General features: G+C 68.9%; 15 protein-coding genes. All 15 read right to left on the bottom strand.

What is annotated here, in order from left to right; translation table 11 throughout:
- Positions 1-34 precede the first annotated feature (34 nt).
- Positions 35-703 carry a hypothetical protein gene (locus VGV60_15140; protein HEV8702607.1) on the bottom strand — a complete coding sequence of 223 codons (669 nt, stop codon included), beginning with the start codon at positions 701-703 and terminating at the stop codon, positions 35-37.
- A gap of 7 nt (positions 704-710) precedes the next feature.
- Positions 711-1316, bottom strand: coding sequence for a hypothetical protein (locus VGV60_15135; protein ID HEV8702606.1), 606 nt, complete (start codon positions 1314-1316; stop codon positions 711-713).
- On the bottom strand, positions 1313-2755 hold the full coding sequence (locus VGV60_15130; protein HEV8702605.1) for a hypothetical protein: 1443 nt from the start codon (positions 2753-2755) through the stop codon (positions 1313-1315). Before VGV60_15130 ends, VGV60_15135 begins: the two co-directional genes overlap by 4 nt.
- Positions 2752-3774, bottom strand: coding sequence for a pilus assembly protein PilM (gene pilM, locus VGV60_15125; GenBank protein HEV8702604.1), 1023 nt, complete (start codon positions 3772-3774; stop codon positions 2752-2754). The genes VGV60_15130 and pilM overlap by 4 nt, the downstream gene beginning before the upstream one ends.
- Before the next feature lie 6 nt (positions 3775-3780).
- On the bottom strand, positions 3781-5424 hold the full coding sequence (locus tag VGV60_15120; protein ID HEV8702603.1) for a GspE/PulE family protein: 1644 nt from the start codon (positions 5422-5424) through the stop codon (positions 3781-3783).
- Positions 5425-5434: 10 nt separating this feature from the next.
- Positions 5435-6649 carry a type II secretion system F family protein gene (locus VGV60_15115; GenBank protein HEV8702602.1) on the bottom strand — a complete coding sequence of 405 codons (1215 nt, stop codon included), beginning with the start codon at positions 6647-6649 and terminating at the stop codon, positions 5435-5437.
- 21 nt (positions 6650-6670) lie between these two features.
- The gene (locus VGV60_15110; GenBank protein ID HEV8702601.1) at positions 6671-7471 is read right to left on the bottom strand and encodes a hypothetical protein; all 801 of its coding nucleotides are present in this window, start codon (positions 7469-7471) and stop codon (positions 6671-6673) included.
- A gap of 29 nt (positions 7472-7500) precedes the next feature.
- Complete coding sequence (locus tag VGV60_15105; GenBank protein ID HEV8702600.1) at positions 7501-8058, bottom strand: zf-HC2 domain-containing protein; 558 nt, start codon at positions 8056-8058, stop codon at positions 7501-7503.
- 56 nt (positions 8059-8114) lie between these two features.
- Complete coding sequence (locus VGV60_15100) at positions 8115-8708, bottom strand: sigma-70 family RNA polymerase sigma factor (protein ID HEV8702599.1); 594 nt, start codon at positions 8706-8708, stop codon at positions 8115-8117.
- Positions 8709-8742: 34 nt separating this feature from the next.
- Complete coding sequence (locus VGV60_15095) at positions 8743-9351, bottom strand: DUF2062 domain-containing protein (protein HEV8702598.1); 609 nt, start codon at positions 9349-9351, stop codon at positions 8743-8745.
- Positions 9352-9356: 5 nt separating this feature from the next.
- On the bottom strand, positions 9357-10400 hold the full coding sequence (gene thiL, locus VGV60_15090; protein ID HEV8702597.1) for a thiamine-phosphate kinase: 1044 nt from the start codon (positions 10398-10400) through the stop codon (positions 9357-9359).
- Positions 10401-10410: 10 nt separating this feature from the next.
- Positions 10411-12813, bottom strand: a complete 2403-nt coding sequence (gene lon, locus VGV60_15085) for an endopeptidase La (GenBank protein ID HEV8702596.1) — start codon at positions 12811-12813, stop codon at positions 10411-10413.
- Complete coding sequence (locus VGV60_15080; protein ID HEV8702595.1) at positions 12810-13262, bottom strand: Hsp20/alpha crystallin family protein; 453 nt, start codon at positions 13260-13262, stop codon at positions 12810-12812. Before VGV60_15080 ends, lon begins: the two co-directional genes overlap by 4 nt.
- A 62-nt stretch (positions 13263-13324) precedes the next feature.
- Positions 13325-13783: a transcriptional regulator NrdR gene (gene nrdR / locus VGV60_15075; GenBank protein HEV8702594.1), complete on the bottom strand. Its 459-nt coding sequence runs from the start codon at positions 13781-13783 to the stop codon at positions 13325-13327.
- Between the two features lie 3 nt (positions 13784-13786).
- Entirely contained in the window at positions 13787-14830 is a 1044-nt protein-coding gene (locus VGV60_15070) for a lysylphosphatidylglycerol synthase transmembrane domain-containing protein (protein ID HEV8702593.1), read from the bottom strand.
- Positions 14831-14928 lie beyond the last annotated feature (98 nt).

Here is a 14928-nt window from a genome sequence, read left to right as displayed (position 1 = left end):
CGTCGTCATGGTCGCGTCGTCCATCATTCCACGCTCAGTACGAGCTGCTCATCGGCAGCGTCGTCGTTTCCCCCTTGAAGCGGGGATCGGTGTATCCGAACTTGATCGACTCGTATCCGATCTCCAGGATCTTGAACTGGCCGCCGATCTTCTCTCCCTGGCGCACGAAGATCAAATCGGTGCCGTCGTGGAGCACCGCGATCTTGCTCTCCGACGGTCCGACATAGCCGATGAACTTGTAGTTGATCGCCGGAGGCTGCGGCTTGGGGGGCGGGGGGGGCGGCAGGTTTGCGATCCGGGTCTGCTCTGCCTGCGCCGCCGCGGCGGCCGCCTCCTGCTGCTGGCGCATGAGCTCCTCCTGGCGCTTGCGCTCCGCCTCCGCCGCGGCCTGGGCCGCGGCGATCGCCGCCTTCTCCTGCGCGGTCAGCACGGGCGGGGGGGGCGGCGGGATGGCGCCGAACTGGAAGATGTTCCGTCCGCTCGGATCGTAGGCCGGCCGCGGGGCCGACAGGGCGGCCCAGTCGACTTTCGGCATCATCTTCTGGATGCCCGGCAGGTCGACGCGCGGCCCGGCGCCGGCGGGCGCGGCCCCTCCGGCCGTCCCCGATCCCCCCCCCAGGTTCTGCCACAGGACGAAGGCGATGGCGACCAGGATCGCCCCCAGGATGATCTCTTTCTGCCGTTCCTTCAGCATGGTCAGCATCGGTGGCTCATGCCGGGGCCGGCGGAGGCGGAGGCGCGGTGGCGGGCCGCGGCGAATGGAACACCGTCGAGATCTTGATCGTCAGGCTGAGCATCGCCCCGCCTTCGCGCGCCCCGGTCAGCTCGACGCTGTCCACGATCAGCAGGTGCTTCGACGACTCGATCCGATTGATGAACTGCCTCAGGTTGGGATAGCCGCCGATCAGGGGGATGGTGATCTGGAACAGCGTCAACCCCGCCCCCTCGATCTCCTCCGGGTTGTAGTCGATCGCCTCGGGATCGATGTGGAACTCGGTGGCGATGCCGCGGACCTCCTTCTGGATCGTCGTCATGCGGTCCATCTGGGTGCCGAGAAGGTTCTCGTAGAAATCGTCCAGCTTCCGGGTCTGCTCGTCGTATTCCGTCAGGAGCCTCTGGATGGTCTCGACGCGCGTCGCCGTGGACCGCAGATCGCGCGCCGCGGTGTTGCGGCGGTCCTCCAGGCTCTCCAGGGCGCGCAGCCTCGGCATGTTGAAGAACAGGTAGAAGGCGAGGTTCAGCGCCAGGAGGCCGCCGAGCACGGCCCCCACGCGACCGAGATTCTCCCGCAGGTCGAAGCGGCGCCTGGGCCTCATGGCGTGTCCTGCGGCGGGACGAGCGGCTCTTCGCGGATCGGCTTCTCGGACATGGGCTCGCCGCCGGCCACCGGCACGACGAGGTACAGCCCGTCGCCGTTGCGACGGACCTTGAGGCCGGTCGCCCTGGCCACGGTGGCGAGGGCGTCCTTGAGGTTCTTGCCCGACAGGTCGGCGGTCACCGTGGTGTGCGGATCGATGGCCGGATCGATCTCGAACTGCGCGCCGTGGGCGGCGGCCAGGGCCTCGCAGACGACCTCAAGCGGCCGGGCGGTGAACTTCAGCTGCATGTCGAGCCGCGTGGCCGGCACCGGCCCGGGATTCGAGCGCGCCCTCTGGGTCCTCGAAAGCACCGGGCCCAGATTCGGATCGCGGCGCGCCTGCACGCCGGGTATGAACGGCGGCCGGATCGCCTGGTACCCGTCCTGCCAGGTGGCGGGAGACAGGACCCCCGGAATGCCGTTCCCCGCCGCCCCCCCGGAGGACCCGGCCCCGACGTCCCTGGGGGCCGTGCCGGAGCGCGGCGCGGCCGCCGGTGCATGCTCCGCTGCCGGCGCCTTCGGGTCGCGCCGCCCGGCCGGCGGCTTCTTCGGCGCCTCGTCCCTCTCCTTCTCCGCGGGCGGCGGCGTGTCGGGATAGATCCCCCCCGGCGCCACCACGCGGCGCGCCATCAGCTCGGGCGTGCGCGGCAGGCCGTCCCTGCCGACCGTGCCGATCACCTTGGAGTCCGCGACGGGCGCGCCGGCCGCCGCTCCACCGGCCGCGGGGACCGGCGCCGGGGTGGCCGCCGGCCCGGGTCGGCTCTCCGGCTTCGGGGCCGGCGGTGCGCCCGGCGTCGCCTGGGCGACGGCGGAGGCCGCGACCCCATCGGCCGCCTTGGCCGGCAGGTAATCGAAGTTCAGCGCAAACGAGATCTCGGGCCGGCTCGGATTCAGCCGCCGTTCGCTGGCCGGATAGACGCGCGCGAACACGGGGCTCTTCAGAAGCGAGTCCTCGAGATCGATCAGGGCGCCGTGGTTCTTGGCGACGCCGTCCACGCGGATGACGATCCCCTCGCTGGCGATGTGCGGGTGGATGGCGGTCATCATGACCTCCGCGGGGATGACATCCTCGAGCTTGTTGAACAGGAGCGTCCAGGAGAACGATCGCTTGAGGATCTGATCGCCGGCGAACTGGCCGCGGCCATAGAGGCGCCGGAAGTCACGCGACTGCACCTCCTTCGCGTACTTCCGCTCCTCCGCCTGAAGAGTCGCCAGCTTGCTCAGGTGGACCCGTTCCTCCTGCTGCAGCTCGCCGTAGTGCCCTCCGTAGTTCAGGTAGACGTAGCCGTTGTACACCGACGCCAGGACCGCGGCCGCCGCGACGCCCCACAGGAGCGAGCCGACCACGAGGTTGTTGCGGAACGGGCGCGACGCCAGGTTCAGGGTGATCGCCTTCACGCGCGCCTCCCCAGGACCGCGCCGATGGCGGGCGCGGCCGCCGCCGCGTCCTCGACACCGAGGAACGGCCCGCCGTTCTGGGGCAGGAGCGGCAGGGGGTCGAGGACCTCGAGCTCGCCGCCCGCCTCGGCCGACACGGCCTCGCGGATCCCCTCGAGGGGCAGGGAGACGCTGCGCAGGAAGACCCGGCCGATGCCGCGCCCGAGCAGCTTCTCCTGGTAGAACGCCAGGGACGTGTAGACCTCGCGGCGGATGTCGGCCAGCGGATCGCCGCCCCCGGAGCCGGTCACGTGCGGCTTGCAGCGGTAGAAGATCACATCGGTGTCCCGCAGGATCAGGACCGACAGGTAGTGCCGCGTCACGTTGAGGACCAGCGAATCCTTGTCCGCCAGCTTCCTCTCCGCGAAGCGCTGGCGGAACAGATTGAACAGCTCGAAGGTGCTGAGGCTCACCAGCCCGGGCCAGTAGCCGCACTCGGCGAGCAGCGCCTCGTATTGGTCGACGACGTCGGAATGCACGAAGGACGCCAGGACCGTGGCCGCGGACGCGCCCGGCCGGCTGGCGGCTCCGCCGAGGATCATCAGGTCCATCTCCGCCTCCTCCGGCTTGAAGGGGAGCGATTTCGCCATGCGGAAACGCACCAGCTCCACCAGCTCGCGGCGGGTCTTCGGGAGCGTGGCGAACCCCAGCAGGGCCACGCGCGCCACGTCGTCCGGGAGCAGGACCGAGATGCGGTGGTCCCTGGAATCGAGCTGGTGCAGCACCTCCTTCACGGCCGCCGAGACGGCCTTCACGTCGAGGATGTTCGGTTTCGTCAGGGACACCTCGATCGCCCCGTCCGGGATCGGGCGCGTCTGCACGGCGCCCAGCCGCAGCTTGCCGCTGTTGCCGATGGGGCTCATGCGGATGGCGGTGACCCGGTCGGCCGACACCTCGATCGCCACGAGCGGGTAGCGCGGCGGCCGCGGCGCGGCGCCTAGCCGGTCGAACAGGTCCGAGAATTCCCGTTTCAGGTCCACGATCCCCTACTCGACGAAGGTCACCTTGTTGATCTCGCGCAGCGTGGTCTTGCCTTCGAGGACGCGCTGCACCGCCGCCTCGCGCATGAACGTCATCCCCTCGTCCTTGGCGGCGCGCTTGATCTCCGCCGCCGACTTGCGGTCCAGGATCAGCTCCCGGATCCGGTCGCTCATGTCCAGGATCTCGGCGATCGCCATGCGGCCCATGTAGCCGGTGCCGTTGCAATCGACGCACCCCTTCCCCTCGTAGAACACATGGTCGGCGTGCTTCTTCGCGCTGATGCCGGATTCCTCCAGGAGCTTCGCCTCGTGCCGCGTCTCGACCCGGCAGCGCCCGCAGATGAGCCGCACCAGCCGCTGCGCCACCACGCAGTTGAGGGCGGACACGAAGTTGTACGGCTCGACCTTCATGTTCAGGAAGCGCCCGAGGACGTCCACGACGTTGTTGGCATGGACGGTGGTGAACACCAGGTGGCCGGTGAGCGCCGACTGGATGGCGATCTGGGCCGTCTCCTCGTCGCGGATCTCACCGACCATGATCTTGTCGGGGTCGTGCCGCAGGATCGATCGCAGCCCCCGGGCGAACGTCAGCCCCTTCTTCTCGTTCACCGGGATCTGCGTGATGCCGGGGAGCTGGTACTCGACCGGGTCCTCGATGGTGATGATCTTGTCCTCGCTGGAGCGGATCTCCGAGAGCGCGGCGTACAGCGTGGTCGTCTTGCCCGATCCGGTCGGCCCGGTCACGAGCACCATGCCGTACGGCTCGCGGATGAACTTGCGGAGCTTCTTCAAGTCGTCCGGCATGAAGCCGAGCACGTCCAGGCGCAGCTCGGCGAAGTCCTCGTTGACCGACTCCTTGTCCAGGATGCGGATGACGGCGTCCTCGCCGTGCACCGACGGCATGATCGACACGCGGAAGTCGATCGCCCGCCCCTTGATCTTCAGCTTGAAGCGGCCGTCCTGGGGGACGCGCTTCTCGGCGATGTCCAGCTCGGACATGACCTTGATGCGCGAGATGATCGACGAGTGGAAGCGCTTGTCGATCGGATCCATGGCGTTGTACAGGACGCCGTCGATGCGGTACTTGATGATGACCTCGCGCTCGCGCGTCTCGATGTGGATGTCCGAGGCGCGGCGCTGCAGCGCGTTGAACACGGTCGAGTCGACCAGCTTGATGATCGGCGAGTCGGCCTGCGTCAGCTTGTCGATCGACAGCGCCTCTTCGCCCTCCTCGTCGCTGTCGCGGATGACCTGGATCTTGAACTCCTCGGTCGCCGCCTCGAGGACGCGCTGGCTCGACTCGGACTTCTTGAGAACGTCGTTGATGGCGGTCTTCCCGCCGACGCAGACCTTGAGCGGACGGGCGAGCAGGATCTCGAGCTCGTCCACCATCAGCACGTCGGAGGGGTCGGAGAGCACGACCACGAGCCGGCCGTCCTCCTCCTTCCAGGGGATGAAGTTGTAGCGGAACATCAGCTCGACCGGGATCGTCCGGAACAGATCGTGGTCGATCGGGAACTCCGCCAGGTCGACGTAGGGGATGCCGAGGCGCGCCGCGATGCGCTGCGCCTGGGCCTCCTCGACCGACACGACGGACCGGTCGGCCGCCTCGGGCGCCGGGGCCTTCTCCTTGGGCTTGGCAGGGGCCATCGCCGTCTCCTCAGTACGTCGACTGCGCATACGAGCGCAGCAGCGGCAGGTAGATCGCCAGCATGATCAGCACCACGAACCCCCCCATGACGACCAGCATCACCGGCTCGATGAAGACCATGATGGTGTTGATGCGGGCCTCGATCTCCTCGTCGTAGAAGTCGCTGATGTTCGCCAGCATGTCGTGCAGCGACCCGGTCGACTCGCCGACCCGGGTCATCTCGATGGCGATGTCGTTGAACAGCCCGGTCGCCTCCAGCGACTCCCACAGGCTCGACCCCTCGCGGACCTTGCGTTCGACGTCGATCAGCTTCGCCTCGAACGCCAGATTGCCGACGGCCTTCGCCGACATCAGGAGCGCGGTGACCGCCGGGATGCCGCCCGCGATCAGCGTGCCGAGAGTGCGCGTGAAGCGCGACACGGCGAAGCGGTGGAACACGCCGCCGACCACAGGCACGCGCACCACGAAGCGATCGATCGCGAGGCGCCCCGCCGGCGTGCGCATCCAGGCGCGGAACAGGACCGCGGCCAGCGCCACGAGCGCCACCATGAAGATCGCCTTCTGCGTGACGAACCCCGACACCCCGATCAGCGCCCGGGTCAGGAGCGGGAGGTCGGCTCCGAAATCCTTGTAGAACTCGGTGAACTGCGGAACCACCCAGACGATCAGGATGGCGATGAGCACCATCATCAGCACGAACAGGATGGCCGGGTAGATGAGCGCCGTGGTCACCTTGCGCTTCAGCGCCAGGATGGTCTTCTGGTAGGCGATGTAGCGCAGGAGGACGTTGGCGATCTCGCCCGAGCGCTCCCCCGACGCCAGGGTCGCGGAGTAGATCGCCGGGAACATCTCCCCTTGCTCCTGGAACGCCTCCGAGAGCGACGCGCCGCCGCGCACCTTGTCACGCACGTCCATCAGCGCCTTGCGGAACGCCTGGTTCTTCCGGCGCTCGGTCAGGATCTCGAGGCTGGCGATGATCGGCAGGCCGGCCTTGATGAGCGCGGCCAGCTCCTGGTTGAACAGGAGGAACTCCTTCATCTTCACGCTGCGGCCGGCGCCGAAGCCCGGCAGCAGGCCGGACACGCCTCCCTTCCTCCTGACCTTGAAGACCAGGTAGTCCTTCCCCTCCAGGTCGCTCCGGAGCGCCTCCTCGGATTCGGCCGTGAAGGACCGCTCCATCACCGTCCCGTCGCTGGTGCCGACCTTGGCGATGAACTCAGGCATGGTGTGTCGCTCCGCCCGCCGTCATTGTTTCTGCAGGGACGCGGTGATGGTCATGAACAGCGCCCGGTTGCTGGCCTCGACGTTCGAGGCGCCGACGATGAACAGCTGCGAGTCCCTCAGGTTCAGGACCGTGTTCATGACCGGCGTGTAGCGCTCCGGCGCCTCCACCGACGGCTCCTTGCGCTGCAGCTCGAACGGCTTGAAGCGGATGACGCGGGTCTCCTCGGAGACCTGGTCGATGCGGAAATCGACGCGGTAGTCGTCGCCGACGTTCAGGCTGCTGTGCTCCCCCTCCGTGCCCAGGACGCGCGCGTTGCCGAGCAGCCGGTAGTCGTTCCAGCGGGTCGACAGGGCGGTCAGCCTGTCGATGACGCCCCGGATCGGCGGAGGCGGCGAGGCGGGAGACGGGGCGGAAGCGGCCATGATCAGCTGAACCTGGACTTCGACGCTCCGCGGCGGGACGTCGTACGTGCCGATGATCCCCGAGATGCGCGAGAGGTTCTCCGGCAGGTCGAGGACGGTCAGCATCTTCTTCGACGGCTGCATCTTCACGGTGCCGCGAGGCCCGACGTACGGGCTGATCAGGATGTAGGCGTCGTCCACCTTCTTGTAGCGCAGGTTGTAGACGCGCATCCCGATGCCGCCGGGGCCCGTCGGCGGGCGCCGCGGAGGCGCCACCTGCGCCGGGGTCGGGGTCGGAGTCGGGGACGGCGCCGGGGTGGAGGCGGCCTCTCCCTCGGCGCGGGCGGGGACGACGCCGTGCAGAGCCGCGAGGAGAAGCGCGCCGACGAGGAGGACTGCCACAGCCATGGATCGCGTCACCGGGGTCCTCCGCATGTTCATTCGTGCCGTCAGATGTCGATCGATTCGTCGACGACGAAGTAGATGGGGGTCTCGTTCCCGCCCGGAGCGACCGGGAACCGGTAGACACGGGCGCTCGGCGAGCCCACCTCTTCGAGAGCGGGCGGGCCGTCCTGGCCCGCGGAACCGGACAGCTCCTGAAGCCCGAACGGCGGGGCCGGCGCCCGCTCCGCTACGGTCCCGGGGCCGCCGGGGCGGACGAGGAACAGGGTCCCGATCAGGAGGACCATCGCCAGGGGAGCGGCGACATAGGCCAGCCGCCGGAAGCCGGGATCGGACGCCCAGGCGATCCAGGAGGCCCTCGGCCGCCCCTCCGCCTCGAGGCGGACCCTCAGCCGGGCGTTGAAGCCGGTCCAGAAGTCCCCGGGGAGGGGCTCGCGGCGCAGGCCGAGGAACAGGACGGTCGGATCGCGCGCGAGCACGGCATCGCGGCAGGCGGCGCAGGACGCGAGATGATCGCGGACCCGCCGCTCGGCGACTTCCTCCAGCGCCCCCGCCGCGAACGACGACAGGAGCGGCTCCCCGTCCGGACAGCCCTTCTGGCGCATCAATACCTTTTACGGACGGGACCCGGGAAACGTCTAGGCCCCAATCCGGGTAGCTCCTAGGAAGATTTCGGCCGGCAGTACTCCGGGTAGCGCCGGCGGAGCTCCTCCTGCAGCGTGCGGCGGGCCTGCAGGACGTGGTTGCGGACGGTCGATTCGCGGGTCTTCATGATCGCGGCGACCTCGCCCGTCGACAGGCCCTCGATCTCGCGCAGGATGAAGGCGAGCCGCTGCTTGCGGGACAGCAGGGCGGAAAGGGTCGTGAAGATCCGCCGGATCTCCTGGCGGCGCAGCCCCTCGCCCGCCGGCGGCTCCCGGTCGCCGGCGGCCGCCTGCTGCGGGCCCGCCGCCCCCTCCGTCATCTCCTCGAGGGCTGCCGTGTCGCGGTGCGGGCGCTCGTGCCTCAGGAGGTCGATGCTCAGGTTGGTGGCGATCCGGTGCAGCCAGGCGTCGAAGTGGCCGCCGCTGCGGAACCGGCGGATCACGCGGTACAGGCGCAGGAAGACCTCCTGCGTCACGTCCCTGGCCAGCTCCCTGTCCCCGACGATATGGCAGGCGATCCAGAAGACGCGCTCGCGCTTGCTCACCACGAGGCGCTCGAACGCCTCGAGGTCGCCCTCGGCGGCGAGCCGGATCAGGTCCTGCTCGTCCATGAGCAGGCCGGGCTGCGACGCGCTTCGGGGAGGATCAGCTCGCCTGGCGCAACCCGCGGTACCAGCGGATGCCGTAGAGGACGATCGGGAACGACAGGAGCGCGCTGAGCGACCCCAGGATGAGCGTGCCCATGGTCATGGGCACGATCCAGGGACGGCACTGCGCGAGGAAGTCGAAGAAGTGGCTCCACGATTTCCCTTCCAGCCGCGGGGCGCTCATCTCGACCCCGATCAGGGCCGATCCGAGCCAGGCGGAGACGGTGTAGATCGGCACGAACGTCCACGGATTGTTGACGAAGGTGCCCGCCATGACCGCGACGCGGTTCAGCCCGAAGAGGAAGGCGATCGCCAGGCCCAGAAGAGTATGGAAGCCGAGAACGGGGGTCCAGGCGATGAAGACCCCGATGGCGAAGGCGAAGGCCGCCCGTTGTGGCGTGTCGTCGGTGTGCAGGACGAAGCGCAGCCACTCCCTCAGGCGCCTGGTCCCGCCCTCACGCACCGGCCCGTCCTCCGGAAGCCACACGCCGATGCGGACAGCGCCGCCCGCCACGGCCTCGCGCACTCGCCGCCTGGCCTTCCTGACGGCCGCCGCATGATACGGGCTGAAGCGGCGCAGGTCAATGGCGTGGAGCGGCGCGCCCATTCCGCTCAGGCGTCCGCGGGGAAGTGCCGGAAGCCGCCGGCGATCGCCGCGAACGGCACATACCGGCCGGAGCGCGTCAGGAGCCTCACCCCCCGGCGGCGCGGAACGATCTCCCCGATGCGCGACATCGGCAGGCGGATGCGCCGCGCCAGGTGCGCGACCTGCGCCTCGAGCCCCGCCCGCGCCGCGAACAGGAGCTCGTAGTCCTCCCCCCCGACGATCGCCGCCCGCCTCGCGCCGGAGGGACCCAGGACCGCCGCGGCCGCCGCGGAGAGAGGCACCGCGGCCTCCTCGACGACGGCCCCGGTCCCGCTCGCGTCGCAGAGGCGGGGCAGGTCGAGCCAGAGGCCGTCGGACAGGTCGATCATCGCCGCCGCGAGGCCGGTCAGGCCCAGGAGCCGGCCCGCCGTGACCCGCGGCTCCGGATCCAGGTGGGCGCGGAGCGCCTGGCCGGCGCGGCGCCCGCGCTTTCCCTTTCCCGCCCGGACGCCCCGCCTCAGGAGACCGAGCCCGGCGGCCGAGGCCCCGAGCGCTCCCGTGACGTAGAGGCCGTCCCCGGCGCGCGCGCCGCTCCGGCGCACCGCGCGTCCGGGCTCGACGGCTCCCAGGAGAGCCACGTTCAGGAAGAGCGAGCGGGCTCGGGCCGTGTCCCCGCCGACGAGGGCGACGCCGTGGCGGCGCGCCCGGTCGGCGAGCCCCCGCGCCACCTCGCGCGCATACGCCGGCCGCGTACGCGCGGGGAAGCCGGCGCTGATCACGCAGGCGCGCGGCACGCCCCCCATGGCGGCGATGTCACTGAGGTTCACCGCGAGCGCCTTGCGCCCCAGGAGAAAGCCGGGCGACCAGGCCCTCCGGAAATGGACGCCCTCGGCGAGACAATCGGTGGTGAAAAGGGTCTGCAGGCGGCCGCCGGCGGGGAGAATCGCCGCGTCGTCGCCGATGCCCAGGACCGGGCGGAAGCGGGCGCCCCGCGCGGGCCGCGCCGCCCCGGCAAGCGACGCCACGAGGTCGATGAACCCCTGCTCGGTGAGACGGTCCAGCCTTCCCATGGGCCCCCGATCAGATCGCGATCGGCCGCTCCGCGGACAGGCGCTGTCCGGATCTCCGGGCCACGGGCTCGCACAGGGCGATCGCGAACACCTCGGTGACGTCCGACACGAAGCAGAACTTGAGCCCCTTCCGGAACAGCTTCGGGACGTCCTCCAGGTTCTTGCGGTTCGCCTCGGGGAGGATGACGCTGTCGATCTTGGCCCGGCGCGCGGCCAGGACCTTCTCCTTCACGCCGCCGATCGGCAGGACGTTGCCCCGCAGGGTGATCTCGCCGGTCATCGCCACCGAACGCTTCACGGGGCGGTTGGTGAGCACGGAGATGATCGCGGTCGCCATGGTGATGCCGGCCGACGGGCCGTCCTTCGGGATGGCCCCTTCCGGCACGTGCACGTGCACGTCCATCTCCCCGAACGCATTGACGGCGATGCCGATGTCGGAGGCCCGGGAGCGGGCGTAGGAGAGAGCCGCCTGCGCCGATTCCTTCATGACGGCGCCCAGGTGGCCGGTCAGGATCAGCCGTCCCTTCCCCGGCATGGTGGTCGCCTCGACGAAGAGGATCTCGCCGCCGGCCGCGGTCCACGCGAGCCCCGTCGCCACCCCGACCTGGTTGTTCACGAGGGCCATCTCGGGTGTCACGCGCGGCACGCCGAGCAGCTCTTCGGCCCGGCCGGGCGAGATGCGGTACGGCCCGCGCTCCCCATCGGCCACGCGGCGCGCCACCTTGCGGCAGACCTTGGCGATCTCGCGCTCGAGGTTCCTGAGGCCGGCCTCGCGGGTGTACTTCTGGATCATCGTCTGGATCGACTTGTCGGGGAACGAGACATGCGCGTCCGCGAGCCCGTTCTCGTCGATCTGCTTCGGGATCAGGTGCCGCTTGGCGATCTCGATCTTCTCCTCCTCGGTGTAGCCGGACAGGCTGATCACCTCCATCCGGTCGCGGAACGCCGGCTGGATCGGATCGAGGAGATTGGCGGTGGCCACGAACATGACGTTCGACAGGTCGAACGGCACGTTCAGGTAGTGGTCGCGGAACGAGTAGTTCTGCTCGGGATCCAGCACCTCGAGGAGGGCCGACGACGGGTCGCCGCGGTAGTCGGCGCCGATCTTGTCCACCTCGTCCAGCATGAAGACGGGGTTGTTCGACGCCGCCTGGCTGATGCCCTGGATGATGCGCCCCGGCATCGATCCGACGTAGGTGCGCCGGTGGCCGCGGATTTCGGCCTCGTCACGAATGCCCCCCAGGGAGATGCGCACGAACTTGCGCCCCAGCGCCCTGGCGATCGACCGGCCGAGGGAGGTCTTGCCGACCCCCGGCGGGCCGACGAAGCAGAGGATCGGGCCGCGCATCTTCTTCTTCAGCTTGCGCACGGCCAGGTACTCGATGATGCGCTCCTTGATGGTCTCCAGGCCGTAGTGGTCCTCGTCGAGAATGTGCTGCGCCTTCCTCAGATCGAGCGTGTCCTTGGTCTGCGCCGACCAGGGGAGGTTCACCATCCAGTCGAGATAGTTGCGGACCGTGGCGGTCTCGGCCGAGTCGGGATGCATGCGCTCGAGCTTGTTGACCTGGCGCTCGACCTCCTCCAGGACCTTCGGCGGCATCTTGGCCTTGCGCGCCTTGTCGCGGAACTGCTCCACTTCCTCGGCCAGGTCGTTCCCCTCGCCCAGCTCGTTCTGGATCGCCTTCAGCTGCTGCCTGAGGAAGTACTCGCGCTGCGACTTGTCGATCTCCTCGCGGGCGTGGGTGTTGATCTCCTGCTGCATGTTGAGCAGCTCGATCTCCTTGTTCAGGAGCTCGTGCACCCTCTTCAGGCGCGCCACCGGGTCGGTGAGCTTCAGGACGTGCTGGGCGTCGTCGATCTTGAGATCGAGGTTGCTGGCCACCAGATCGGCCAGCCGGCCGGGGTCCTCGAGGTTGCCGGCGATGACCATCACCTCGGAGGAGATCGCCTTGCCGAGCGAGGCGCTCTTCTCGAGGGACTTCTTCACCGTGCGCATCATCGCTTCCTGCTCCATCGTCGGCTTGACCGTGGGCTCGACGATGCGCGTCAGGCGGGCGCTGGTGAACAGCTCGCCGCGCAGGAACTCGTCGGCGCGGGCGCGGCACACGCCCTGGACGAGCACGCGGATGCGCCCGTCCGGCAGCTTGAGCATCCGCATGATCACCCCGACCGTGCCGGTGTTGAACAGATCCTTCTCCGTCGGCTCCTCGATCTGGCTGTCCTTCTGCGACACCAGGAGGATCATCCGGTTCTCGGCCAGCGCCTGGTCGACCGCCTTGATCGAGCGCTCGCGGCTGACCGAGAGGGGGACGATGATGAACGGATAGACGACGATGTCCCTGAGCGGAAGGACCGGCAGCTCCTTCGGGATCCGGAGCTGATCCTCGGGGATCTCGAGAGGCGAGGAGGTCATGACCGCTCCGCAATCTTGATGTTGATGGGCACCGCCTCACCGCGCTTGTCCGGCACCTTCGGGAAGGAGATCTGCAGGACTCCGTCCGCGAGCTCGGTCTTCGCCTTGTGCGTGTTGACCGGCGACGAGATGTGCACCACCCGCTTGAACTTGCCGAACGGGCGCTCCATGGAATGATACTTGGCCCCCTTCGACACGTCGGAGCGCTTCTTCTCGCCCCGCAGCACCAGGTTGTTGCCGTTGATCGTCAGGTTGAGATCCCGGATGGTGACCCCCGGCACCTCGAACTTCACGACCAGCTCCTCCGTGGTCTCGAAGACGTCGGCGTTCGGCAGCCACTCGCCGGTGCCTTCGGCCCCGGAGGACTTGAGCTCCAGGAGATTGTCGAACAGACGGTTGATTTCGCTCTGGATGCGGCTGATCTCGACGAACGGTCCGATGTCGGCCATGGGGGCGCCTCCCGATTCGCGGCTCAATATAATGACAGCCCGAAGGACCTGCAAGGAGCGGCCTACTTCCGCTGCTCCAGGAGGTCGTTCAACACCTTCATGAACTGGTCCACGTCCTCGAATTGCCTGTAGACGCTGGCGAATCGGACATAGGCCACCTTGTCCAGGTCCCGGAGCCTCTCGGTGACCTTCTCGCCGACCCGGGCGGTGGCGATCTCCCGCTCGGGGGTCTCCTGCAGGACCAGCTCGACCTCGTCGGCCACCGCCTCGAGCGCGGCCGGCGAGACCGGGCGCTTCTCGCAGGCCTTGCGCAGGCCGCTCAGGACCTTGTTGCGATCGTAGGGCTCCCGGGTGCCGTCCTTCTTGACCACCATGTACGGGATCTCGTCGATCCGCTCGTAGGAGGTGAAGCGGCGGGAGCATCCCAGGCATTCGCGCCTTCGCCGGATGACCAGTCCGTCCTTCCCCTCCCGGGAGTCGACCACCTTGTCCTCGAGGTGGGCGCAGAATGGACATTTCATGGCTCAGCTCCCTCCTTGGATCCGCGCCATCTTGCGGAAATCCGCCATCCGCACTCCCCCCATCCACATGAACAGGAGCCCCAGGGCGATGGTCGGCAGGAGTGTGACGGCATGCAGGGTGATGGCCGCGGCGGCGGCGCTCGCCTGCGCCACCCCCCAGAACCCGGCCAGGGAGACCTGGCAGAGGTACTCGTACGGCCCGACTCCTCCCGGGGTCGGCATGACGATCCCCACGCCCAGCGGCACCACGAGGAGGAGCGAGTCGGCGAACTGCAGCGGCAGATCGAAGGCCCGGACGCCGAGGAGGATCGACCAGTCGATCACCAGCCACATGAGGAAGGAGAGGGCGATGGTCTGGGCCAGCTGCTTTCTGCTCCGCATCACCCCCAGCCCCGCGACCAGCTTTTCGATGGTCTCCGACACCCGGGCGGCGATCCCCCCGTGCCCTCGGCCGTGCAGCGCCTTCAGGGGCTTCGCGAACACTTTCGGGAACAGGACCAGGACGACGACGAGGGGCAGGGCCACCGCCACCAGCGCTCCCACCCCCACCACCGCGTGACGCACGAACACCGTGGCCTGGTCCGCCTCCGCGCCATTGCCGCGCGCCGCCATCACGGCCGCGCCGCGGGGCATCAGCACGTACACCAGGAGGAGCGCCATCACCGTCATCACGTCGAACAGGCGCTCCAGCGCGACCGTGGCGATGGTCGCCGTCGTGCTCACCTTTTCGCGCCGCGCCAGGAGGACGGGGCGCACGACCTCCCCGAGCCGGAACGGCACCAGGAAGGAGACCATGAATCCGATGAACATGGTGGACGTCAGGTTGTACATGCCCAGCCGTTTCTTCACGGGCACCATCAGCACGCGCCAGCGCCAGGCCCTGATCAGGTACGCGATCAGGTTGACCAGAAGGCTCGCCCCGACGAGCCCGGGGCTGGCATCGCGGAGCGCCCGCCCCGCCGCTGCGACGTCGAAGCGGCGCGCGAACAGGTAGATGAACGATCCGGTCAGGAGAAGACTGATGGCAACTCTGAAGGCCGGCTTCACCGCGGTCGGGGATCCGGAGCGCGTCGCACACCGCGCGCGAAGCGGGCACGCCGGTCGCTGCGCGCCGCGCAAAATCGTCGTGAATATACAAGAAGCCG

The sequence above is a fragment of the Candidatus Polarisedimenticolia bacterium genome (assembly GCA_036001465.1).
Taxonomy (GTDB): domain Bacteria; phylum Acidobacteriota; class Polarisedimenticolia; order Gp22-AA2; family Gp22-AA2; genus Gp22-AA3.
This window is presented reverse-complemented; position numbering and strand designations above follow the sequence as displayed.